The following is a 20,867-nucleotide window of genomic DNA, read 5'->3' as shown; positions in this document are numbered from 1 at the left end:
CGATTATTGATTATTTGTTAAAAGTGGATTTATTTTTTTCGCAGGCAAGGCGGCTTCCGCATCCATGGCGCAGCGAAATCCCAAAAATTCAAAGGTGCATTCCGGTGGATACCAGGTGCGGTAAGTGGTGCGTAAGTAATCGCCGCTTCTGTTCCATGAACCGCCTCTGATTACTCTGTACTTACCCTGCGCCGGGCCGGTGGGGTTTTCCGCGGGGGATTGGGCGTAATATTGCGGATCGTACCAGTCGGCGCACCACTCTAATACATTTCCCTCAAGATCATAAATGCCAAAAGGATTGGGCGGAAAATAACCGACCGGCGAAGTGTAAGGGAAACCGTCTTCGTAGTTATTCATGACGATGCGGTGGTAATCTTTTTGCCGCAGAGAAAAATCGGCCACATTGCCCAAAGACGTTATATAGGAACGCTCAGCGGTCAGTGTGTAATTCAGGGAGTTGCCCCCGGCTTTAGCCACGTATTCCCATTCCGCTTCGGTGGGCAGGCGTTTGCCGGCCCATTTAGCGTAAGCCTGGGCATCGTACCAGTTAACATTGACTACCGGATGGTTGTCCGAATTCCAGAAGGGCTGAAGAGGCATCTGCCGGCCTGTGGCAATGCAAAAGCGCTTAAACTCGGCAACGGTTACTTCGTATTTGTCCAGGTAAAACGATTTTACGTAAACTTTGTGCACCGGCTGTTCGTCGGCTTTTTTGTTTGACCCCATCATGAACCAGCCGCCGGGTATTAAAATCATGCCGTCAAACTCCTGCGGAAGCGTTGGGCCAGAGCTAACCATGGTTTTTGCCGATTGCTCTTTTTTCAGAAAATCTATTTTTGACTGACAGCCTGTAAAGTAAAAAGCAGCAAGCAAAGCCAGAATGATTATTTTATTTAACATCTATTATTCCTCAATTGTTTTCAAGCCTTAATAATATAAAGTCGAAAAAAAAAGAGAAAACTTGATGTTCAGGAGAGAAAATGGTAAAAAAAAAGCCCTGCTTGTAAAAACAGGGCTCTTTGGAATCGTTGTGTGCAATTTTATGGTCTGGGAGGGAAACCTTTTGGCCCCATTTTCATACCGGGTTGCATCATTGGCCGACAACCCTTTTTACCTTTATGTCCCATTAGAAACATGGTGTCGAATTTTTTCTTCTGGGCATCGGTTAAAAGCGAACGAATTTGCCGATGATGTTTTGCTCTTTCCAGCGCCATTTTTAATTTTAGATCATGAATCTTCTGTAATTGTTTTTCCAGTTGTTTGTCAGAAACTTTTTCGTCAATAACCATTAAGCGGAAATCTTTCTGTAATTTCTGCAAATCGCCCTGCATGGCTATCATCTTCTTTTGCATATCAAGACGGATATCCAGGACGCTGTTCAACTGCTCGGCAGTCAGATCGAGTCCCCTGAGCATGGGCATATTGCCAAACTGTCCCTGCATTGGGCCGGGACCTGGCTGAGCGAATAGTCCACCCACCAGGAGCAAACCGATTACTACGACGGAATAAATTTTTTTGGTTAACATAATGTAACCTCCTTTGTTTTGGTAAAACTTTGACATTTGCTTTAATGTAGTTCAATAATCGTGCCAGGAGAAAAAAAGGCGGTTTGTCAGTGAAAACAGCGTAATTAGAAAGGATATAGGACAGAACTGCCGAAGGGCGGCGGCAAAACTGCCGAGTTCCTGGAATACTCATGCAAAAGATGCAGCGCAGGGGGCGAGGACAAATGTTTTAATTTGAAACATTCTTCGCGCCCTTTGTGACTTCTCTGAGCTCTCGGTGATTGGTTAAATCCCTGCGGAAATAGGAGTTTTTCTTCTCATCCTCAACTGGCAAACGATTGTTTCAAGGCATTAATTTTTTCATTTAAAAATTTTTGCAGCGCGGGCTTCCAGAAAAAGCGGTTCAGCAAACGCGCCGTCCAGCCGGAAACGCGGTAGTTTAACTGCCACTGAATATCGGTGCTTCCATCCACCAGTTCTTTTAAGGTGATCTGATGACGCATTTCTTTCCAGGCGAAAAGGGAAGGGGAATCCATGTCGGGAAGTAAGGTCAGCCGGTAGTTTACTTCGTCTCGCTGCATTTGATACGAAAGTTTTAAAGCATGGTCGTTAGTTCCATAAGTAAATTCGATGGTAAGGGGCGATTCGCCGGAAGCGGTCAACTGTTTGACCAGCAGCTTAAAAGCCGCCGGCCTGGGAATATCCGTGGTAAAGTCGGACGATAAAGCGCTTTCAGATTCCGAAGTAAGAAGTAGCGTAAAAAAGACCAGTACGACGAGTGTGTTAATCAAAAACAGAATTCGTAAAAACTTCATTTGATCAAAAGCATCTTTTTAGTTTGTTGTCCTTCAGCGGACAATCGGTAAAAAAAACTGCCGGAAGGCAGCGGCTTCTGTCGATCGTCGCGGCCATCCCATTGAACCTGATGCAACCCCGCAGGCAGCGTGCCTTTTACCAATTGCCGCACTAATCTACCATTCAAATCGAATATTTGCAATTCGATTTGCTGGGATTTGTGTAACTCAAAGCGAATGGTTGTAAAAGGGTTAAAAGGATTGGGAAAATTCCCGATTAAACGGAATGTACGGACAGGGGCTTTTGGTTGATCAATTGCCGTGGCCAATAAGCCGTCGATGGTTTGTTGAATTTCCTGTAAGGGCACGCCCGCTGCCTTAAAACGTAAAATACCCTGCCGATCAATAATCGTACTGTAGTCGTAAACGATCTGGTAGTTTTGCATGGTCTGGCTGCCATTTAAAAGCAGGGGGTAGGTGAGTGGTGGACTGGTGCTGTTTTTGAAATTCTCAACGAATTGTTGGCTGCCATCCCAGCAATCGATGCCAAGCACTACCACGTCGTCGCGCGTATATTTTTGATAGATTCCGGTTTCTGTACTGCCGCCGGCAGAAATGCAAAAAGGTCAGCTGTAGCCAAACCAGAAAATGTACACGATTTTTCCCCGATAGTCAGATAGTTTATGCTGAACGCCGTTTAGATCGGTTAAGGTAAAATCCGGCGCAGGCTGGCCGACGTTTTGTGACAGGCTGATGGAAGCCCATATTAAAACCAGTGAAATAATGCGCATTTCTTTCTCCGTTCTATAATATGATCATTAATAAATCAAACGTAAATAAATTCAAGGAAATTTCAGGAGTTTTAAAAGACGTTTAAAAAAATCACCAATTATCAATATGTTGCAGGAAATCATATCACAGCCGGTTTAATTTTTTTTGGGGGTACTTCTGATCTTTAATTCGTTAATATTTAAACCGATTGCACTTATTGGAAAGTCAGAATTTGATTATTACCGCCCATTCTATGTAAATTGTCTGAAAATCAAAAGGGGGGATTATATGCAGCGCCTGCGCGTTTTTATTTTGATTTTTATCATATTCTCATCCCTGGAAGCGCAGAACACGGAAACTTCGCGTATTCTGGAATATCGTTCTCCAGCATTGTGGCAAGTTTTTGAACCTGATAGTGTTGACGCTAGGAGTATTTTATACTTCAATCGTTACGCCTATCAGGTAGCAAAGTACGGCGTGTTATCCGGCATAGCAGGAGCGAGCCTGGGCGCCGGGCTCATCTGGCTTAATACGCGCAATCAGCCGACGTGCGATTTGGGGTGCGCCATTGCCTACGCAGTGGCAACTCTGGGCGGGGGAGCTCTTGGATTTGCATTAGGCACATTATACGCTTCGATTAAATATAGAGACGATGTCGGCAAGACTATTCATACAAAAAAGCGAAACGTCGTCTTTAAAAAAACGGGAATTTCTTTAGAGCTTGCCAGCCCGGGCTTTTATCGTGGGTTGCTCTACCGAAGGCTCACTGAAAAAAAATATCTGCCCTCGACCATAAGCGTTCATTATTACACACAAGAAGCATCGTACAATTATGAATCGACTGCTGCGGGCGAAACAGGGCCTGAGATGGTGTTTATGGATGGGCGCATTTCCGGTGTGAGCGCTCGTTTGCTGTGGGTGGACTACCGCCGTGTGGCTGGCTGGCTGTACGGGGTGGAGGTAGGATGGGGGAGCGGCACCCTGAAAGAATACCGATACAATCAATGGAAGAACAAAAGCGTGTCAGGAATGCATGTGCAATTGTGTTTTGGAAGCAATATGAACATCACGCCTGTTTTAGGCGTTACAGCTTTTTACCGCTACCGGCTCTATGGGTTTGTTGAAGCTTTGCAGCCGCAGGGGTATCAATCTATGGACGATCGTAGCTCATTTGTGGTGGGCCTGGTGTTTTATCTGTATTAAAATTTTTAAACACTGTAAAAGCGCCGTTGCTTTCCCGAAAAAATGAGCGGTAAATCATTAAATGTCGAAGTTTTTCAGTAACCGTTGTCAGCTAACCGTAAATGAAGGGGAAGCGCACTTTGTGTAAAATGGGGCTTCCGGCGTTTGAATAAATCGATACAGGAAGGAGAAAATTGTAAATGAAACGTTTGGTCCGTCTTGCTGTTTTTGCTCTTTTTATCATCGCCGCTGCCGTCTTTTGTAATAAACAAGAAGGCGTTGATGAACAGACCTACCGGGCCTCAATCGACCGCTGGCACAAAGAGCGTGTTGTCCGGCTTACAAAACCGGAGGGCTGGTTGAGTCTGGCGGGATTGTACTGGTTGAAAGAAGGCGAAAACACCTTTGGTTTTGGCAGGGGGCATGATATTGAATTTCCGGGTGAAAATGGGCAGGCACAGCTGGGAAGTTTTTTGCTGCACGAGGGAAAAGTTAGCGTAATCTTAAATCCGCAGGCGCAGGTACTGGTGGACTCACAGTTTGTTTTGCAGAGCGAATTGAAAGATGATCTGCAGGGACGGCCTACGCGCATGGAGCGCGGACGCTATTTGTGGTACGTTATTAAGCGGGGCGAACGTTTTGGCATTCGCTTGAAAGATCGTCAGAATCCGAAGATCAAGCAGTTCAAAGGCATCAAACGCTTTCCGGTGGACTTAAAGTGGCGGATTAAGGCGCGTTTTGTACCTTATGATTCGGTCAGAATGGTTATGGTGCCCACGGTTCTGGGTACGCAAGCGCCGTCCCGATCGCCGGGAGAGCTGGAGTTTACAATGGATGGACGCACATTCCGCCTGCAGGCGCTGGCCGATTCGCCGAACGAACCGCTTTTTATTATTTTTTCCGACGAAACCAACGGTCGGGAAACCTACGGAGCGGGAAGGTTTCTGGAAACAGAAGCGGTAAATCAAAAAGGCGAAACCATCATCGACTTTAACAAAGCGTACAATCCGCCCTGTGCCTTTACGGAATATGCCACCTGTCCGCTGCCGCCGGCGCAAAACCATTTGCCTGTACGAATAACCGCCGGTGAAATGATTTATGAAGACGGGCATTAAATCTTTGGTGTAGGTGTTAACGTTTTCGTTTTGAGAATCAGGAATATTTAAAGAAAATTTTAGTTAATAAAGTATTGTCGGGCCTGGCTTGTTGCCGGGGCTTTATTTTTAACGGAGAAAGGGAAATAATGAGTGAAAAACAAGCGATGTGTCCGTTATTTCCGGACATCCCCTGTCCGCGGGGCGATGAGGCGTCAGAAGCCTGCCGCGTAAGACTGGAAGAGGGAAATTATGATCCTGTTTCTGACTTCCGGGACTACCTGTTGATGAATTGCGCGATTCTGCGCGCCGAACAGCAAAAAGAAGCAAAAAATGGGCTTTGAAAAGGAGATTAAGGAGAATTTTGGAATGCCGGAAACAAAGGTAAAAAAGACGGATTTGCAGGGATTAAACAAGGATACTCTAAAATTGATCTATCGCAACATGATTCTTGCCCGCTTTATGGATGAGAAAATGCTGATCATGTTAAAACAGGGTAAAAGTTTTTTCCACATCGGCTGTTCCGGGCATGAAGCCATCCAGACCGCGGCCGGTTTTGGGCTGCAGGCAGGTTACGATTTTGCCTACCCCTACTATCGCGATCTGGCCTTTGTGCTGCAGTTTGGTCTTACCCCCGAGGAAGTTTTTTTGAATTTTCTGGCTAAAGAGGACGATCCGAGCTCCGGCGGCAGACAGATGCCCAATCATTACGGCCATAAGGGATTGCGCATCGTTTCGCAGTCGAGTCCTACGGGCACGCAATATTTACAGGCCGTGGGTACGGCCATGGCGGCCGTAAAACAGGGCAAAGACGAGGTGGTTTATGTTTCATCCGGCGAAGGAACCACCAGCCAGGGCGATTTTCACGAGGCCATTAACTGGGCGGCACGGGAGAATCTGCCAGTTATTTTTGTCATTCAAAACAATAAATACGCTATCTCGGTGCATGTCAGCGAGCAGATGGCCGGACATTCGGTTTATCGCTTTACTGCCGGTTATGAAGGCCTGCAGCGCTACAAGGTGGACGGCACGGATTTTTTTGAATCGTACCGCGTGATGAAGGAGGCCGTGGCTAAAGCGCGGGAGGGCAAAGGACCGGTGCTAATCGAAGCCGAAACGGTTCGTCTTTTGCCCCATTCTTCTTCCGATTCGCAAATCAAGTATCGTTCAAAAAAAGAGCTGGAAGAAGATCAGAAAAACGATCCCATTCCCAGGCTCGAAAATATGCTGCTTGAAGCAGAATTGTTCACGGTTGAAGAGCTGCAAGATTTTAGAAAACAGATTAAAAAAGAGGTGGACGAAGCGGCGGAGCGCGCCCAGAAACATGCCGATCCCGATCCGCAAACGTTGTACGATTATCTGTACGCTCCGGAAGAAGAGACAGCGAATCTGGTTTTTGAACATCAGGAACCGTCGGGCGATCGCGTGGTGATGGTGGATGCCATTAATCATGCTTTAAAAGAAGAGATGGCGCGCAACGACAAAATGTACGTGTTTGGCGAGGATGTGGCCGATAAAAAGGGCGGAGTGTTTACAGCTACTTCGGGGCTCTCCACGCAATTCGGCAAAGAACGGTGCTTTAACGCGCCGCTGGCCGAATCGAGCATTATTGGCGTGGCTATCGGCATGGCGATTAACGGATTGAAACCGGTGGTTGAAATTCAATTTGGCGATTACATCTGGACGGCTATGATGCAGATTCGCAATGAACTGGCCACCATGCGCTGGCGTTCTTACAATTACTGGAGCGCGCCGGTGGTGGTGCGCGTACCGGTGGGCGGCTATATTCATGGTGGGCTTTGCCATTCGCAGAATATCGAAGGATTTTTTGCCCATTTGCCGGGCATCAAAATCGCCTATCCTTCTAATGCAGCCGACGCCAAGGGCCTGTTGAAAACGGCCATTCGCTCTCAGGATCCGGTGCTCTTTCTGGAACACAAGGGGCTGTATCGTCAAAGTTACACCGCCGCGCCCGAGCCGGATGAAGAATATCTTTTACCTTTTGGCAAGGCAGCCGTTAAACGAGAAGGCTCCGATCTGACCATTGTCACCTGGGGCGCGCTGGTGCAAAAATCACTGGAGACCGCCCGCCTGCTGGAAAAAGAAGGCGCCGATATTGAAGTCATCGATATCCGTACCATCAATCCGCTGGATATGGAAACGATCATTCGTTCTGTAAAAAAGACGAGCAAAGTTCTGATTGCCCATGAAGATACCCTGTTCCATGGCTTTGGCGCCGAGATTGCCGCGCAAATTGCCGAGCAGGCTTTTGAGTATCTGGACGGACCTGTAAAACGCGTGGCCGGCGCAGATACGCCCGTGCCTTTCAGTCCGGTGCTGGAAAAAGCCGCTCTACCGCAAACGGAAGATGTTGTGAAAGCAGCAAGAGAATTGTTGGCTTATTAATGACCGGTTACAAGTTTAAGAGAGTACAAGTTGAAGTGTGTGCGAGTAAAAGTCAGGAAAGGAAGAATTGTGAATGGTGTTACACTGTTCTGAATTCGAATAAACCATTCAACTCTTAAACTTTGCAGTAGCTCCGGGTTTTGGTAGGTAATAATGTTAAACCAAAAATAGAAAAGAAGAAAATGAAGACAGTTGAAATGGTCATGCCCAAGATGGGCGAATCCATTACGGAAGGAACCATTCTCAAATGGTTAAAAAAAGAAGGCGATGTGGTGGGCAACGATGAAATCATTCTGGAGATCAGCACGGACAAGGTGGATTCGGAAATCCCCACGCCTGTTCCCGGGAAACTGGTAAAGCTGTTAGCCAGTGAAGGCGATGTGGTGGAGGTGGGGAAACCGATTGCGCTGATTGAAGTAGAAGGCGAGGCGGAAGAAGCGCTTACCGAGCCTGCGGCTTCCGAAAAAAGGGAAGCAAAAATAGAAACGCCCGATGAAAAATCTAATATAAAAAGTAAAAAAACAGACGGCCGTACAAACCGCTTTTACACGCCCGTTGTGCTGAATATTGCGCGCGAACACGGCGTTCCGATGAGCGAGCTGGAGCAATTGGAAGGAAGCGGCGCCGGGGGACGCGTTACTAAAAAAGATATTTTGCGTTTTATTGAAGAGCGCGAAAAAGGGCCGAAGGTTGCGACAGCCGCCGCGCCTGCGATGGAGACCAATGTTTTTGCCGGCGGGCCTTCGGATATCATTGCCATGGATAACATGCGTAAACGCATTGCCGAACACATGGTGCATTCTAAACAAACTTCTGCGCATGTTAGCCTTTATACCGAAGTGGACATGCAGGCCGTGGAGACCATCATTTCGCGCAATAAAAAAGCCTTTAAAGAACGGGAAGGATTTAGCCTGACTTACACGCCCTTTATTGTGGAAGCCACGGTGAAGGCGCTTAAAGAGTTCCCGTTTTTAAATGCTTCCATCGACGGTGATAACATTGTTCTGAAAAAATATTACAACATCGGCATTGCCGTGGCTGTGGAAAAAGGCCTGATTGTGCCCAATATTTTTAATGCAGATAGCAAGAATTTACTGGGATTGGCCAGGGCTCTGTACGATGTAGCCATGCGCGCCAGAAGCAAAAAATTAAAACCAGACGAAATTATGAACGGCACGTTTTCCATTTCCAATTTTGGCGTTTTTGGAACGGTGGTTGGCTTTCCGATTATTAATCAACCGCAGGTGGCCATCCTTGGCGTTGGCGCGGTTAAAAAACGACCTGTGGTCATAAATGACGCTATAGCCATCCGGCCGATTATGTACCTTTCGCTGACTATCGACCACCGTCTAATCGACGGCGCCATGGGCTCACAATTTTTGGAATGGGTGCGGGAGTATCTGGAAAAATATGATCCTGCTATGATTGTTTAAAACCATGAGGGGATAATGCAATTTCCGGAAAAGCATATATTTGTGTGTGTGCATCAGCGTGATGCGAATGCTCCGCAAGCTTCCTGCGCAAATAGCGGCGGAGGGGAAATCAGAGCGCGCTTGAAAGAAAGGCTGCTCGAGAAGGGATTGCATAAAACGTACCGCGTGAATACAGCCGGCTGTCTGGGAAAATGCGGCTGTGGGCCGACCCTGGTCATTTACCCTGCCGGCATCTGGTACGGCCGCGTTACGCTGAACGATGTGGATGAAATCATCAAAAAGTCGATTCTGGATAACGAGGTCATTGAGCGGCTGGATTTGAAAAAATAGGAGAATGCGCGCTTTAAAGATGAATGATCCATCTTAAGTAAACCAAAATACTTACTGCCACGCTGAAGGGGCATTATGTTTGAAAAACATTTTAGTATAAAGGAGGCGAGATTGTATCTGCCCGGTTTGAAGAAAGACCTGCCTGAAATTCAGCGCATTTTTGAAGAGCTGAAAGCAGTGGGATTTGATATTTACACCGGACGCTACAAACCGGGTTTTAATCCCGATACATTAGAAGCATTTCCGTATCAGTATCGCCGTTTCCTCAATCTGGTTAATAAGATTCTGGATGAAGGCATTCAGATTAAAAGCATTGAAGAAGGACTGATCGACTTTCCGGCTATCCGCAGCAATGGCGAAGAGGTATTCCTTTGCTGGAAGTTGGGCGAAGAAGATATTTTTTACTGGCATCCTGTGGACGCAGGATTCATCGGACGACAACCTCTGGGAACTTTTTAGCAATTCATTCATTTTTTACATTTGACTAAAAAATCTTTAATTTTACTCCTTAATTAAATTGAGTGAGACATGGTTATTGAGTTCGGGAAATTTAAAATAGAGCGCGGATTGTTTCTGGCGCCCATGGAAAATGTTAGCGATTACCCTTTTCGTATGATCTGCAAGGAACTGGGCGCGGATGTGGTTTATTCGGAGTTTATTAGTTCCGAGGCTCTGATTCGGGAGGCTGAAAAAGCCTTTTTGAAGATGACCATCAAAGCGCAAGAGCATCCGATTGGCATTCAGATTTACGGCAATCGGGTGGAGGCCATGGTCAAAGCCGCGCAACTGGCTGAAGAAAAGGGGCCGGATTTTATTGACATTAATTTTGGCTGTCCGGTAAAGAAAGTTGCCTTAAAAGGGGCGGGCGCCGGCCTGCTGCGCGATATTCCTTTGATGGTTAAGATCAGCGCTGCGGTGGCGCGGGCGGTTTCGCTGCCCGTTACCGCAAAAACAAGGCTGGGGTGGGATGCCCATTCCATTCAAATTGTTGATGTGGCGAAGCGTCTGGAGGATGTGGGCATCGAAGCCATTACTTTGCACGCCCGAACGCGCGCTCAGGGCTATAAAGGCCAGGCGGACTGGGAATGGATTCGAAAGGTAAAGGAAGCGGTTTCCATTCCGGTGATCGGTAACGGCGATGTAACCACCCCGCAGCTGGCAAAACAGATGTTTGAACAAACGGGCTGCGATGCGGTGATGATTGGTCGCGGGGCGATTAACAATCCATGGTTGTTTCGGGACGCCAGAGCTTACATTGAAACCGGGGAAATTCCACCTCCACCGACGTTGGCCGAACGTGTCGAGCTATTGATTCGTCATTACCGGTTAAGTGTGGAGTACAAAGGCGAACGGCGCGGAGTGATTGAAATGCGCAAGCATTTAAGCGGCTATTTAAAGGGGCTGCCGCACATCGCCCGATTTAGAAACGAGTTAATGCGCTTTGAACGTTTAGAACCGATCATTGAGAAATTGGAAATGTTGAAAAGTAGTAAAAAAATAAAAGAAACCGTACAATTAGACTGGTACAATAATGCAGAAAAACAAACATCGGAAATGAGCTGCGCGAGATAATTGTGATTGGATAAAGATTTGAAAATAAAAAGGAATTAAATTAAATTAAATTAAAATAATAAATTTTGTCGGAGGATTAGCCTAATTGGTAAGGCAGCGGTCTTGTCCCGTAGGGATCCCGTTGGGAAAAACCGCCGTCCGCACGGATCTTTGAGCATGTATGGTAGATAGGTTGGAGGATTAGCCTAATTGGTAAGGCAGCGGTCTTGTCCCGTGGGGATCCCGTTGGGAAAAACCGCCGTCCGCACGGATCTTTGAGCATGTATGGTAGATAGGTTGGAGGATTAGCCTAATTGGTAAGGCAGCGGTCTTGTCCCGTAGGGATCCCTTTGGGAAAAACCGCCGTCCGCAAGGATCTTTGAGCATGTATGGTAGATGGGTTGGAGGATTAGCCTAATTGGTAAGGCAGCGGTCTTGTCCCGTAGGGATCCCTTTGGGAAAAACCGCCGTCCGCAAGGATCTTTGAGCATGTATGGCAGATAGGTTGGAGGATTAGCCTAATTGGTAAGGCAGCGGTCTTGTCCCGTAGGGATCCCTTTGGGAAAAACCGCCGTCCGCAAGGATCTTTGAGCATGTATGGCAGATAGGTTGGAGGATTAGCCTAATTGGTAAGGCAGCGGTCTTGAAAACCGCCGTCCGCAAGGACTTGGGGGTTCGAGTCCCTCATCCTCCGCTTTAAAACCCTGGTCAATTTTTGCCAGGGTTTTTGTTTTGCCTGACGGGCGTTCGGAGCAAAGTTTTTTTGAAGGCTTTTCCCTGTGCACGATTACAGGCAGCGGTCTTGTCCCGTAGGGATCCCTTTGGGAAAAACCGCCGTCCGAAAGGACTTGGGGGTTCTGCGCAGCATCCTGTGGAGAGTCCCTCATCCTCCGCTTTACACCCCCGGTCAATTCTGGCCGGGGTTTTTGTTTTGCCTGAGAGGGGGTACGGAGCAAAGTTTTTTGAAGGCTTTTCTTTGTGCCCGATTACAGGCAGCGGTCTTGTCCCGTAGGGATCCCTTTGGGAAAAACCGCCGTCCGAAAGGACTTGGGGGTTCTGCGCAGCATCCTGTGGAGAGTCCCTCATCCTCCGCACCAAGCCCCGGTCAATTCTGGCCGGGGTTTTTTGATTTATTTGACAGGCGTTCTGAACAGAGTTTTCATTGTGTAAAATTAGAGGCAGCGGTCTTGTCCCGTAGGGATCCCTTTTGGGAAAAACCGCCGTTAGCAGGAACCAGGGACTTTGACAATTGGATAATAAATTGAAAGTGTTGTGTAAATTGCATATCTTTTTTACCAGGGTGATATATTTTAATGGAAGCCTAAGTTCTACTTATTATCAATGATCCGTTTCAAAAGGAGGCCGCAATTGGCAAAGCGGAATGCACAAAACAACAAATCCAATAATGGCGCAAACATAGGTTACGAAGCTGAACTATGGCGTATGGCAGACGCCCTACGTGGCAGTATGGATGCCGCAGAATATAAACATGTCGTTTTAGGATTAATCTTTTTAAAATACATTTCCGATGCCTTTGAAGAATTGCATGCTAAATTAGAAGCAGAAATTGACCAGGGAGCCGATCCGGAAGATCCGGATGAGTATCGTGCTAAAAATGTATTCTGGGTGCCCAAAGAGGCACGCTGGTCAGCGCTTAAAAACAATGCCAAACAGCCCAATATAGGCACGCTTGTTGACGATGCCATGCACGCCATCGAACGAGATAATCCCTCACTAAAGAATGTGTTGCCTAAAGATTATGCCCGGCCTTCTCTGGATAAACAACGTCTGGGGCAACTTATTGATATGGTTAGTAATATTATGGTTGGTGATGCAGAAGCGCGATCTAAAGATGTTTTGGGACGCGTTTATGAATACTTTCTTTCTCAATTTGCCAGCGCCGAAGGTAAAAAAGGCGGCGAATTTTACACACCGCGTAGCGTGGTCAAACTTCTGGTAGAAATGTTAGAACCTTACAAAGGTCGCGTTTACGATCCCTGTTGCGGCTCGGCAGGAATGTTTGTTCAATCGGAAAAATTCATTAAAGCGCATGGCGGGCGTGTAAAAGATATCGCTATTTACGGTCAGGAGTCAAATTACACAACCTGGCGACTGGCTAAAATGAACCTGGCCATTCGGGGTATTGAAGGTAAAATTGAACAGGGCGATACCTTCCAGAATGACCGGTTTCCCGATTTAAAAGCCGACTTTATCCTCGCTAATCCTCCATTTAACATGAAGGATTGGGGCGGCGATCGATTGAAAGATGACAAACGCTGGAAGTTTGGTATTCCTCCTAAAAACAACGCCAATTATGCCTGGATTCAGCACATGATCCATCATTTGTCGCCGTCCGGTGTTGCTGGTTTTGTCCTGGCGAATGGTTCCATGTCCTCCAATCAATCCGGTGAAGGGGAAATCCGTAAACAAATCATTGAAGCCGATTTGGTGGATTGCATGGTGGCTCTGCCCGGACAATTGTTTTATTCCACACCGATTCCGGCCTGCTTGTGGTTTTTAGCGCGGGATAAAAAGAACCATCGTTTTCGCGATCGGCGGGGTGAAGTTTTGTTCATTGATGCCCGAAATATGGGACAAATGATCGATCGGACGCATCGCGAATTAACGGATGAAGAGATACGTAAAGTTGCAGATACCTATCATGCCTGGCGTGGTGAGTCTGACGCTGGAACATATGAGGACGTGCCCGGCTTTTGCAAAAGCGCCACATTAGAGGATATCCGTAAGCACGGTTATGTTTTAACACCGGGACGCTATGTAGGCGCTCCTCCTCAGGAAGATGACGGAATCCCTTTTGAGGAAAAGATGACTGAACTGACGGCGAAATTGTTTGAGCAATTTACGGAAGCCCAGCGGCTGGAGGCGGAAATCAGAAAGAATCTGAAGCACTTAGGCTTTGGAGAAGACTATGAGACTTGATCCATTAAAGCCCTTTAATGAGCTCCCTTTACTCCCACCGGGAAAGGAAGTAGAGACCAGGCCTGTGCTGAAGAAAGCAATTACAGCCAATCGGGTTTTGGCTGAGCTTAAGGGATTAGGGCTTACCATTCCCAATCAGGCCATGTTAATCGATTCATTGATCCTTCAGGAAGCCAAAGCCAGTTCCGAGATTGAAAACATCATCACCACAAATGATGCCCTGTACAGAGCATTTGCGGTAGCTGCCGGCAAAATAGATCCGGCGACCAAAGAGGTACTCCGATACCGTGAAGCGCTGTGGGAAGGATACCGATTACTTAAGCAGGATAATCTGCTTACTACTAATTTGTTTATTAGGCTGGTGCAGATCATTAAACAAAACCAGGCAGGCATCCGAAAAACTCCGGGCACTAAAATTATTAATGACGCCACCGGGGAGGTCGTTTATACACCGCCGGAAGGCGAAAATGTAATTCGTGAAAAGCTGAAAAACCTGGAAGCATTCATTCACGCAGAAGATGAAATGGACCCATTGGTAAAACTAGCGCTGATTCATTACCAATTCGAAGCCATTCATCCCTTTTCAGACGGAAACGGCAGAACCGGTCGTATCATCAATATTCTCTTTCTTGTTCAGCAGGGGTTACTGGAACTGCCTGTTTTGTATCTGAGTAAAGCCATTATTGAACGCAAAAGCGAATACTACCGACTGCTCAGAGAGGTGACAGAGAATGGCCAATGGGAGCCATGGATTTTGTTTATGCTTCAGGCCATTGAAGAAACGGCCGATTTTACGCGCAGACGCATTTTAGCTATTCGTGAGCTGATGGACGAAGTCGAGGAGGAAGTTAAAAAGAAACTTCCAAAACGCATCTATTCTAAAGAGCTTATTGAAATTTTGTTTCGTCAACCCTATTGTAAGATTGCTTTCTTGGTAAAGGCTGGAATTGCCTCACGTAATATTGCCGCCGGTTATCTGAAAGAACTTGTTAAAGCGGGTATTTTAAAACCTCATAAAGCCGGCAACGAAATGCTCTATTTGAATTGGAGACTTTTCGAACTTCTCTCAAGCGGATGAGATGTGCACTGAATTAGTGCACGCTTCCAAGAATTGCACTAATATTTAATAAATTAGTGCATTGTAAAATACGATAGGAGGTGCCAATTCCTTCATGATTGATGTGAGAAAACAAACTATTCTAAGGATGTCTGTTACATGTACAGGGATGATATTCCTTTTGTCAGGAAATGATATGGTTCCAGAACAAGTTTTTCCCATGCGAAAGAAAGAGGTACCGGAATATGGGGAGTGAATGGATTGAGACCACAATTGGGAAGTTTTGCCCATTTCACTATGGAAAAAGGCTACCCAAAAAAGAACGCGAATCTGGGCAAGTGCCGGTGTTTGGATCTAATGGAATAATTGGAAAACATAATAAATCTCTTGTTAATGGGCCTGGAATAATAATTGGCCGTAAAGGAACAGTAGGCTCTGTACATTTGTCGCCTGTTTCATTTTGGCCTATTGATACTACATTTTACATAGCTAATGGTAAAAGCAGAGATATTCATTTTACATATTATCTTCTTCAAACGCTTGGGTTTGACCAAATGAATGCAGATAGTGCTGTTCCTGGACTGAACCGGGAAGCAGCACATGCTCGACGAATACGTATTCCTCCCCTCCCCGAACAACGCGCCATTGCCCAAAATCTTTCCAGGGTAGATTCTGAAATACAGGCGTAAGAACGGCGGCAGGAGAAAATCAAAAAAATTAAACAAGGCATGATACAACAACTGTTAACCGGGAGGATTCGATTGGTATGAAAATATCCACCATCTTGGACCACATTGATAGTGGCCACATGGCTTTACCGGAATTCCAGCGCGGGTATGTCTGGAACCGCGATCAGGTGCGCGGGCTTTTCGATTCCCTCTACCGGCGCCATCCCATTGGCGGGCTATTGGTATGGGTTACAGAATCTCGTTCTGCCCTTTATCGCGGAGATGGGCAACTGGCGCCAGGAGTGGTTAAATTATTGCTGGATGGCCAGCAACGGATGACTTCCATTTACGGAGTAGTGCGGGGTAAACCGCCCAAATTTTTCGATGGCAATGCCAGTGCTTTCACCGGGCTATATTTTCATCTGGATCAGGAAGTATTTTCTTTCTACCAACCGCTAAAGATGAAAGATGATCCGTTGTGGATTGATGTATCCAGGCTGATGCAAAAGGGTACCAGCGGTCTGGGCGAGTTTATTGCCCGGCTCAGTGCTCAACCAGAACTGGCGCCCCGGGTCGGTGAATATGCTGGGCGACTTAGCCGGCTAATCGCCATACTGGATATTGATCTTCACGTGGAAGAAGTTACCGGAAAAGACAAAACCATTGAGGTAGTGGTGGATATTTTTAACCGGGTGAACAGCGGCGGTACTAAGCTCTCCAAAGGGGATCTGGCACTGGCCAAAATCTGTACCGAATGGCCAGAAGCGCGTGAAGTCATGAAGCAACATCTTGCCGAATGGGAGAAAGCTGGTTATCATTTCAATCTGGACTGGCTGCTGCGCTCCGTTAATACTGTGCTTACTGGAGAAGCTAAGTTTCAATTCCTGCACGATAAAACGGCTGGGGAAATCCAGGACGGTCTAAAGCGGGCTGTAAAACATATAAACACTTGCTTGAATCTAATTAGCAGTCGTCTGGGGCTGGATCACGACCGGGTTCTGTTTGGGCGTTTTGGTATCCCGGTGATGGTTCGCTATCTGGATAAGCGCACGGGACTGATGGATGAGGTGGAACGGGATAAGTTGCTATTCTGGTTTTTGCAGGCGGGAATGTGGGGCCGCTTTTCTGGTTCAACTGAGACTTACATTGATCAGGACCTGGAAGCGCTGGAAGGACCGGATGGGGGGCTGGATAAACTGATTGAACAATTGCGACTCTGGCATGGCGGTCTGCGGGTAGAACCTGGGCATTTTACCGGTTGGAGTTTAGGAGCCCGTTTTTATCCGGTACTCTATATGCTGACTCGCATGGGAGAAGCACGAGACTGGGGAACGGGATTGCCACTCAAAGCCAATTTGTTGGGACAAGGCAGCAAGCTAGAAGTGCATCATATTTTCCCCAAGGCAAAATTATATGATAAAGATAAAAAATGGCGTTACAAAAAGTCCGAAGTAAACGCCCTGGCCAACTTCTGTCTTTTAACAAAAGATACAAACCTTCAAATTAGCGATCGGTTGCCTGAGGAATACTTTCCGGAAATAGAAAAAAAACATCCGGGGGCACTGGCTTCCCAGTGGATTCCTATGGATCCGGAATTATGGAAAATTGAAAACTTCCTCGCTTTTTTGGAAGCTCGAAAAAAGCTCCTGGCCAAAGCTGTAAACGAACGGTTAAAGGAATTGCTCCATGGCGATACGAGATGGATTGAAGAAACCAGAGTGATTACACCGACTCCTGAAACAGTGCTTGGCGGAATAAGCAGCGAAGAAGAAGAACAGGAACTGGAAGCGCTTAATGCCTGGATGGAGGAGCAGGGTTTACCGAAAGGCATTTTGTCTTATGATTTTGCCGATCCTGAAACGGGGATTCAAAAGGCGGTATTTGATTTAGCCTGGCCCAATGGGATTCAAGAGGAGCTGAGCGAACCGGTAGCGATTTTACTTAACGAGCCCCCTGAGGTAATTGCACTGGCCAGTCAAGCAAGATTTCGTTGTTTTACTTCAATTGGTGAATTTAAAGAATATGTCAGATATGAAATTCTGGCTGAAGAAAAGGAAAAAATCGCATGAGCATCATCGGCGAGCGTGCTCGGCAAACACAGGAACGGGTAATCGCTTTTTTCCACAACGCCCTCGGTTACCGCTATCTCGGCAACTGGAAAGACCGCGAGGGCAACGACAATGTGGAAGAAGAATTGCTGACCGACTGGCTGAAGCGATAGGAGCACGGCGAAAAAATTTTTCACAAGGTGTTGTTTGGTATCCATCCGGTGAAGTACATCTTGACTTTTAAATGAGGTTTGTAGATAGTTATTTTTCGAAATTCTATTTCCAGTTTTTGGGCAAGTAGGTCTGCAAACTTATTTTCAGGTTAATCTGGCAGGGTGGTAAATAATTCTCTTAAATAGCCATTTGATTCAAGACCTTTAAGCTGGGTATGGGCCAATATGGTGTAAAAAATAGCGGCCCGTTCCGCCCTTTTATTTTAAAAAAGAACAAAAATTTTCAAACGCTAAGGCATTAGATATTACAAAAGAAGTATTCAGCCTCAACCAAAAATATTTTGCATGGATTTAAGCAACCACAGAGCGCACAGAGCAGTCACAAAGGAAGCAAAGAATGTTAAAAATTAAAAATAGTTTCAATTGCCTTCGATCCCATCTCTCAGAATCAAAGTCTGGGAGAAGGGCAGTTGAGCGTTGGGAGTTATTTCCAACGGTGTAAGTGATTTCAGCGCTGACCAGTTAGTAATGCCAGGCCGGTGACCAATCAATTTTGAACCATGATTTACTTGATTTCTGGATTTTCATGATTTGCTTTTTTTGCCTACAAAATTTTGGCTTAAAATTGAGTGTAAACTTTCACGAGTGAAAAAAATCAAGTTAATCCTGTAATCATATCAATCAAGGTTTAAAAACTATCTCTAAACATCTAAGGCAGCGTAGCCGTAACCAAAATCAACCGCAACGCGCGCAAAGTAATTTTCTCGCAGATTACGCCAATAATCGCAGAAAATGATTAAACAAATTATTTTAAGCGACCACAGATAGCTCAGATAAGTCACAAAGGCGCAAAAACGCTTTTAAATTAAAAATAGTTTCAATTGCCCTCACCCCCTTTCCAAGAAAAAGAGTCTGGGAGAGTGGGAAGAACTGTTCGTTGGAAATTTTTCTCCAATGATGTTCAATATTTGCGCATTTGTAAATTTCTATTCAACCATTCAACTAATTAACTATTCAACCAATCCAGCAGCATAAAAATTTTCGCGACCACCCTGGAGGCTGTTGCAAATTCAGTTTGAGTAAAATTCAAAAAATTTGTAAATTCTGGGCGACAGATAAAACAAGTAATAACAAAGGAATTCCATGAGTTTTATTACTTATAATCGCTCACAAATGAATCTCTTTGGCTATAGTGTGGAAGATTTTGCCAGAGACGATCCAAAGAGTCGATTTGTAGTGGAGTTGGTTTCGCGCCTTGATTTAAGTGCACTTTATTCCCGTTATAGTTCACAAGGCGGTGATTCTTATGCCCCAGACATGATGCTTGCCTTATGGTTTTATGCTTATAGTAACGGCATTACCAGCACCCGTAAGCTGGAGGAATTGTGTAAATATGATACGCGCTACATTTATATCACTGGGAATCAGCATCCGGATCATAGTACATTAAGTCGTTTTCGCAAGGCACATTTGGATTTATTAGACCAATATTTTGTAGAGATACTTTTAATTGCCCAGGCCGAAGGCATAAGTAGTTTCAACCAGATAGCCATAGATGGCACGAAAATCAAAGCGCACAGCAGTAAGCGTCATGGCTACACTGAGGATCAATTAGACAAACGTATAGAGAAGTTAAGAGCAGAGATCAAGCAATACATGCAGCGCTGTAATTTTGTAGAACAGGGGGCCACGGATGAATTAGATTTAGAAACTCTTCGAGCGGAGAAAGAACGGCTTGAGCGCTTAGAGAAAGAGATATTAGAACGTAAAGCCCAATTGAAAGAGCGTAAGAAACAGCTCAAATCAGAACATCGTTCAAGACATCAAATAAATGTAAAAGAGCCGGATGCCCGCATGATGCCTTCGGTGGATGGGCCGGGTTATAACGCACAATTAGGCGTAGATATGTCCAGTCATTTAATTGTAGCCCATGAAGTGGTAAGCCAGCCCAACGACCAGGGTCAATTCATACCGATCCAAGAACAAGTAGAGAAGAATCTTGGTTCAGATGATAAGCGATCTTACACGGCCGATTCCGGTTATCACAATAGCACAGACCTAAAAGAATTGGAAGAAAAGCAGATTGATGCCGTAATAGCCGATCCCCAGTTATCCAATCGTTCGATAAAGGAGACACCGACCTCCAAGGAAGAATTGCAAAAAGAAGAAAGAAAACTAAAACGAAGTGATTTTGTGTATCATGAACAGGGAGATTACTATGAATGTCCGGCGGGTAAGAAGCTTTTTCCAGTTGAGAGGAATAGCGAACGGATCGTATATCGTTCCAATGATTGTCAGGACTGTCCCTTAATTAATTTATGCATTTCCAGTAAAAAGAAAGTTAAGCAAATCCATCGTTCAGTTAATGAGAGTTATTGCGAACGTATGGCGAAAAAGTTACAAACTTCAGCGGCGCAGGAACGACTAAAAAAGCGTTCGGTGACAGTTGAACCTGTTTTTGGTAACTTGAAGCATAATTTAGGCTATCGTGGATTTTCCTTATCTGGTCTTAATAATGTTCGTAGTGAATTTACGTTAATGTGTATTGGGCATAATATTAATGTTCTATTTAAAAATATGTTAGGGAAACGTTTAGCAGCGTTTATAACAGCATCACAAGAAAAAGATGATCTATTAATTTTATTTTCAAAGAATATTTTGGCGTTTTTAATTCTATATTTTGCCCAACGCTTAAGAATGAGAAAAAATTATCAATATCGGAGAATATAAGCATTAATTCCTCCCCCCCATGCAACAGCCTCCCTGGCGGGACTGGATCTTCCAGAGGAAGTATCCTAACCAGGCACCCGGTAAAAAAATCGATTTAAGCAACCACAAAAAGGGCAAAGAAGTCGAGAAGGACAAGATATTGATGCCGGCGCTGGTCGTGAAAAAATAACTACTAAAGCATATTT

General features: G+C 45.6%; 20 protein-coding genes and 1 tRNA gene. 16 read left to right on the top strand and 5 right to left on the bottom strand.

The window, feature by feature from the left end; translation table 11 throughout:
• Positions 1-3 precede the first annotated feature (3 nt).
• From Cabys_RS16360 to Cabys_RS16340, 5 genes are all read right to left on the bottom strand, one after another.
• Complete coding sequence (locus tag Cabys_RS16360) at positions 4-900, bottom strand: formylglycine-generating enzyme family protein (protein ID WP_006927263.1); 897 nt, start codon at positions 898-900, stop codon at positions 4-6.
• Positions 901-1,040: 140 nt separating this feature from the next.
• A complete protein-coding gene (locus Cabys_RS16355; protein ID WP_006927262.1) occupies positions 1,041-1,526 on the bottom strand; it encodes a Spy/CpxP family protein refolding chaperone in 486 nt (161 codons plus the stop codon).
• A gap of 302 nt (positions 1,527-1,828) precedes the next feature.
• Complete coding sequence (locus Cabys_RS16350; RefSeq protein ID WP_006927261.1) at positions 1,829-2,320, bottom strand: hypothetical protein; 492 nt, start codon at positions 2,318-2,320, stop codon at positions 1,829-1,831.
• On the bottom strand, positions 2,317-2,853 hold the full coding sequence (locus tag Cabys_RS16345) for a FlgD immunoglobulin-like domain containing protein (protein ID WP_044280993.1): 537 nt from the start codon (positions 2,851-2,853) through the stop codon (positions 2,317-2,319). The genes Cabys_RS16350 and Cabys_RS16345 overlap by 4 nt, the downstream gene beginning before the upstream one ends.
• Positions 2,854-2,925: 72 nt before the next feature.
• Positions 2,926-3,090 (bottom strand): redoxin domain-containing protein, encoded by a 165-nt coding sequence (locus tag Cabys_RS16340; RefSeq protein ID WP_006927260.1) that lies wholly within the window; start codon positions 3,088-3,090, stop codon positions 2,926-2,928.
• A gap of 268 nt (positions 3,091-3,358) precedes the next feature.
• Between Cabys_RS16340 and Cabys_RS16335 the strand changes: the two genes are divergently transcribed.
• The 16 genes from Cabys_RS16335 to Cabys_RS20135 all read left to right on the top strand — a co-directional run bounded on the left by Cabys_RS16335 (position 3,359) and on the right by Cabys_RS20135 (position 20,851).
• Positions 3,359-4,273 (top strand): hypothetical protein, encoded by a 915-nt coding sequence (locus Cabys_RS16335; RefSeq protein ID WP_006927259.1) that lies wholly within the window; start codon positions 3,359-3,361, stop codon positions 4,271-4,273.
• 179 nt (positions 4,274-4,452) lie between these two features.
• The gene (locus tag Cabys_RS16330; protein ID WP_006927258.1) at positions 4,453-5,367 is read left to right on the top strand and encodes a DUF1684 domain-containing protein; all 915 of its coding nucleotides are present in this window, start codon (positions 4,453-4,455) and stop codon (positions 5,365-5,367) included.
• Between the two features lie 128 nt (positions 5,368-5,495).
• Positions 5,496-5,690, top strand: a complete 195-nt coding sequence (locus Cabys_RS16325) for a hypothetical protein (protein WP_006927257.1) — start codon at positions 5,496-5,498, stop codon at positions 5,688-5,690.
• Positions 5,691-5,715: 25 nt separating this feature from the next.
• Positions 5,716-7,752, top strand: a complete 2,037-nt coding sequence (locus tag Cabys_RS20640) for an alpha-ketoacid dehydrogenase subunit alpha/beta (protein ID WP_006927256.1) — start codon at positions 5,716-5,718, stop codon at positions 7,750-7,752.
• Between the two features lie 182 nt (positions 7,753-7,934).
• A complete protein-coding gene (locus Cabys_RS16315) occupies positions 7,935-9,185 on the top strand; it encodes a dihydrolipoamide acetyltransferase family protein (RefSeq protein ID WP_006927255.1) in 1,251 nt (416 codons plus the stop codon).
• Positions 9,186-9,200: 15 nt separating this feature from the next.
• On the top strand, positions 9,201-9,515 hold the full coding sequence (locus tag Cabys_RS16310) for a (2Fe-2S) ferredoxin domain-containing protein (RefSeq protein WP_006927254.1): 315 nt from the start codon (positions 9,201-9,203) through the stop codon (positions 9,513-9,515).
• 75 nt (positions 9,516-9,590) lie between these two features.
• Positions 9,591-9,974 (top strand): DUF2203 domain-containing protein, encoded by a 384-nt coding sequence (locus Cabys_RS16305; protein ID WP_044280992.1) that lies wholly within the window; start codon positions 9,591-9,593, stop codon positions 9,972-9,974.
• Positions 9,975-10,043: 69 nt separating this feature from the next.
• Positions 10,044-11,087, top strand: a complete 1,044-nt coding sequence (dusB, locus tag Cabys_RS16300) for a tRNA dihydrouridine synthase DusB (RefSeq protein WP_006927252.1) — start codon at positions 10,044-10,046, stop codon at positions 11,085-11,087.
• A gap of 590 nt (positions 11,088-11,677) precedes the next feature.
• A tRNA-Ser gene (locus tag Cabys_RS16295) sits at positions 11,678-11,760 on the top strand.
• A 647-nt stretch (positions 11,761-12,407) separates the two neighbouring features.
• On the top strand, positions 12,408-14,006 hold the full coding sequence (locus Cabys_RS16285) for a class I SAM-dependent DNA methyltransferase (RefSeq protein ID WP_081474999.1): 1,599 nt from the start codon (positions 12,408-12,410) through the stop codon (positions 14,004-14,006).
• Positions 13,996-15,084, top strand: a complete 1,089-nt coding sequence (locus tag Cabys_RS16280; RefSeq protein WP_006927249.1) for a Fic family protein — start codon at positions 13,996-13,998, stop codon at positions 15,082-15,084. Before Cabys_RS16285 ends, Cabys_RS16280 begins: the two co-directional genes overlap by 11 nt.
• 224 nt (positions 15,085-15,308) lie before the next feature.
• Positions 15,309-15,752: a restriction endonuclease subunit S gene (locus Cabys_RS16275; RefSeq protein WP_044281615.1), complete on the top strand. Its 444-nt coding sequence runs from the start codon at positions 15,309-15,311 to the stop codon at positions 15,750-15,752.
• 77 nt (positions 15,753-15,829) lie between these two features.
• Positions 15,830-17,800, top strand: coding sequence for a GmrSD restriction endonuclease domain-containing protein (locus tag Cabys_RS16270; RefSeq protein WP_006927248.1), 1,971 nt, complete (start codon positions 15,830-15,832; stop codon positions 17,798-17,800).
• Positions 17,797-17,952: a hypothetical protein gene (locus Cabys_RS20140; protein WP_006927247.1), complete on the top strand. Its 156-nt coding sequence runs from the start codon at positions 17,797-17,799 to the stop codon at positions 17,950-17,952. Before Cabys_RS16270 ends, Cabys_RS20140 begins: the two co-directional genes overlap by 4 nt.
• Before the next feature lie 1,143 nt (positions 17,953-19,095).
• Positions 19,096-20,682: an IS1182 family transposase gene (locus Cabys_RS16265; RefSeq protein WP_006927246.1), complete on the top strand. Its 1,587-nt coding sequence runs from the start codon at positions 19,096-19,098 to the stop codon at positions 20,680-20,682.
• A gap of 19 nt (positions 20,683-20,701) precedes the next feature.
• On the top strand, positions 20,702-20,851 hold the full coding sequence (locus Cabys_RS20135; protein WP_169833727.1) for a hypothetical protein: 150 nt from the start codon (positions 20,702-20,704) through the stop codon (positions 20,849-20,851).
• Positions 20,852-20,867 lie beyond the last annotated feature (16 nt).

It is taken from the genome of Caldithrix abyssi DSM 13497, from assembly GCF_001886815.1.
In the GTDB taxonomy this organism is placed as follows: Bacteria; Calditrichota; Calditrichia; order Calditrichales; family Calditrichaceae; genus Caldithrix; species Caldithrix abyssi.
This window is presented reverse-complemented; position numbering and strand designations above follow the sequence as displayed.

Bases quoted from the DNA above. Each gene is read 5' to 3' on its own strand.
- Cabys_RS16360 (WP_006927263.1), bottom strand. From the start codon at position 900: ATGTTAAATAAAATAATCATTCTGGCTTTGCTTGCTGCTTTTTACTTT.
- Cabys_RS16355 (WP_006927262.1), bottom strand. From the start codon at position 1,526: ATGTTAACCAAAAAAATTTATTCCGTCGTAGTAATCGGTTTGCTCCTG.
- Cabys_RS16350 (WP_006927261.1), bottom strand. From the start codon at position 2,320: ATGAAGTTTTTACGAATTCTGTTTTTGATTAACACACTCGTCGTACTG.
- Cabys_RS16340 (WP_006927260.1), bottom strand. From the start codon at position 3,090: ATGCGCATTATTTCACTGGTTTTAATATGGGCTTCCATCAGCCTGTCA.
- Cabys_RS16335 (WP_006927259.1), top strand. From the start codon at position 3,359: ATGCAGCGCCTGCGCGTTTTTATTTTGATTTTTATCATATTCTCATCC.
- Cabys_RS16330 (WP_006927258.1), top strand. From the start codon at position 4,453: ATGAAACGTTTGGTCCGTCTTGCTGTTTTTGCTCTTTTTATCATCGCC.
- Cabys_RS16325 (WP_006927257.1), top strand. From the start codon at position 5,496: ATGAGTGAAAAACAAGCGATGTGTCCGTTATTTCCGGACATCCCCTGT.
- Cabys_RS20640 (WP_006927256.1), top strand. From the start codon at position 5,716: ATGCCGGAAACAAAGGTAAAAAAGACGGATTTGCAGGGATTAAACAAG.
- Cabys_RS16315 (WP_006927255.1), top strand. From the start codon at position 7,935: ATGAAGACAGTTGAAATGGTCATGCCCAAGATGGGCGAATCCATTACG.
- Cabys_RS16310 (WP_006927254.1), top strand. From the start codon at position 9,201: ATGCAATTTCCGGAAAAGCATATATTTGTGTGTGTGCATCAGCGTGAT.
- Cabys_RS16305 (WP_044280992.1), top strand. From the start codon at position 9,591: ATGTTTGAAAAACATTTTAGTATAAAGGAGGCGAGATTGTATCTGCCC.
- dusB (WP_006927252.1), top strand. From the start codon at position 10,044: ATGGTTATTGAGTTCGGGAAATTTAAAATAGAGCGCGGATTGTTTCTG.
- Cabys_RS16285 (WP_081474999.1), top strand. From the start codon at position 12,408: ATGATCCGTTTCAAAAGGAGGCCGCAATTGGCAAAGCGGAATGCACAA.
- Cabys_RS16280 (WP_006927249.1), top strand. From the start codon at position 13,996: ATGAGACTTGATCCATTAAAGCCCTTTAATGAGCTCCCTTTACTCCCA.
- Cabys_RS16275 (WP_044281615.1), top strand. From the start codon at position 15,309: ATGGGGAGTGAATGGATTGAGACCACAATTGGGAAGTTTTGCCCATTT.
- Cabys_RS16270 (WP_006927248.1), top strand. From the start codon at position 15,830: ATGAAAATATCCACCATCTTGGACCACATTGATAGTGGCCACATGGCT.
- Cabys_RS20140 (WP_006927247.1), top strand. From the start codon at position 17,797: ATGAGCATCATCGGCGAGCGTGCTCGGCAAACACAGGAACGGGTAATC.
- Cabys_RS16265 (WP_006927246.1), top strand. From the start codon at position 19,096: ATGAGTTTTATTACTTATAATCGCTCACAAATGAATCTCTTTGGCTAT.
- Cabys_RS20135 (WP_169833727.1), top strand. From the start codon at position 20,702: ATGCAACAGCCTCCCTGGCGGGACTGGATCTTCCAGAGGAAGTATCCT.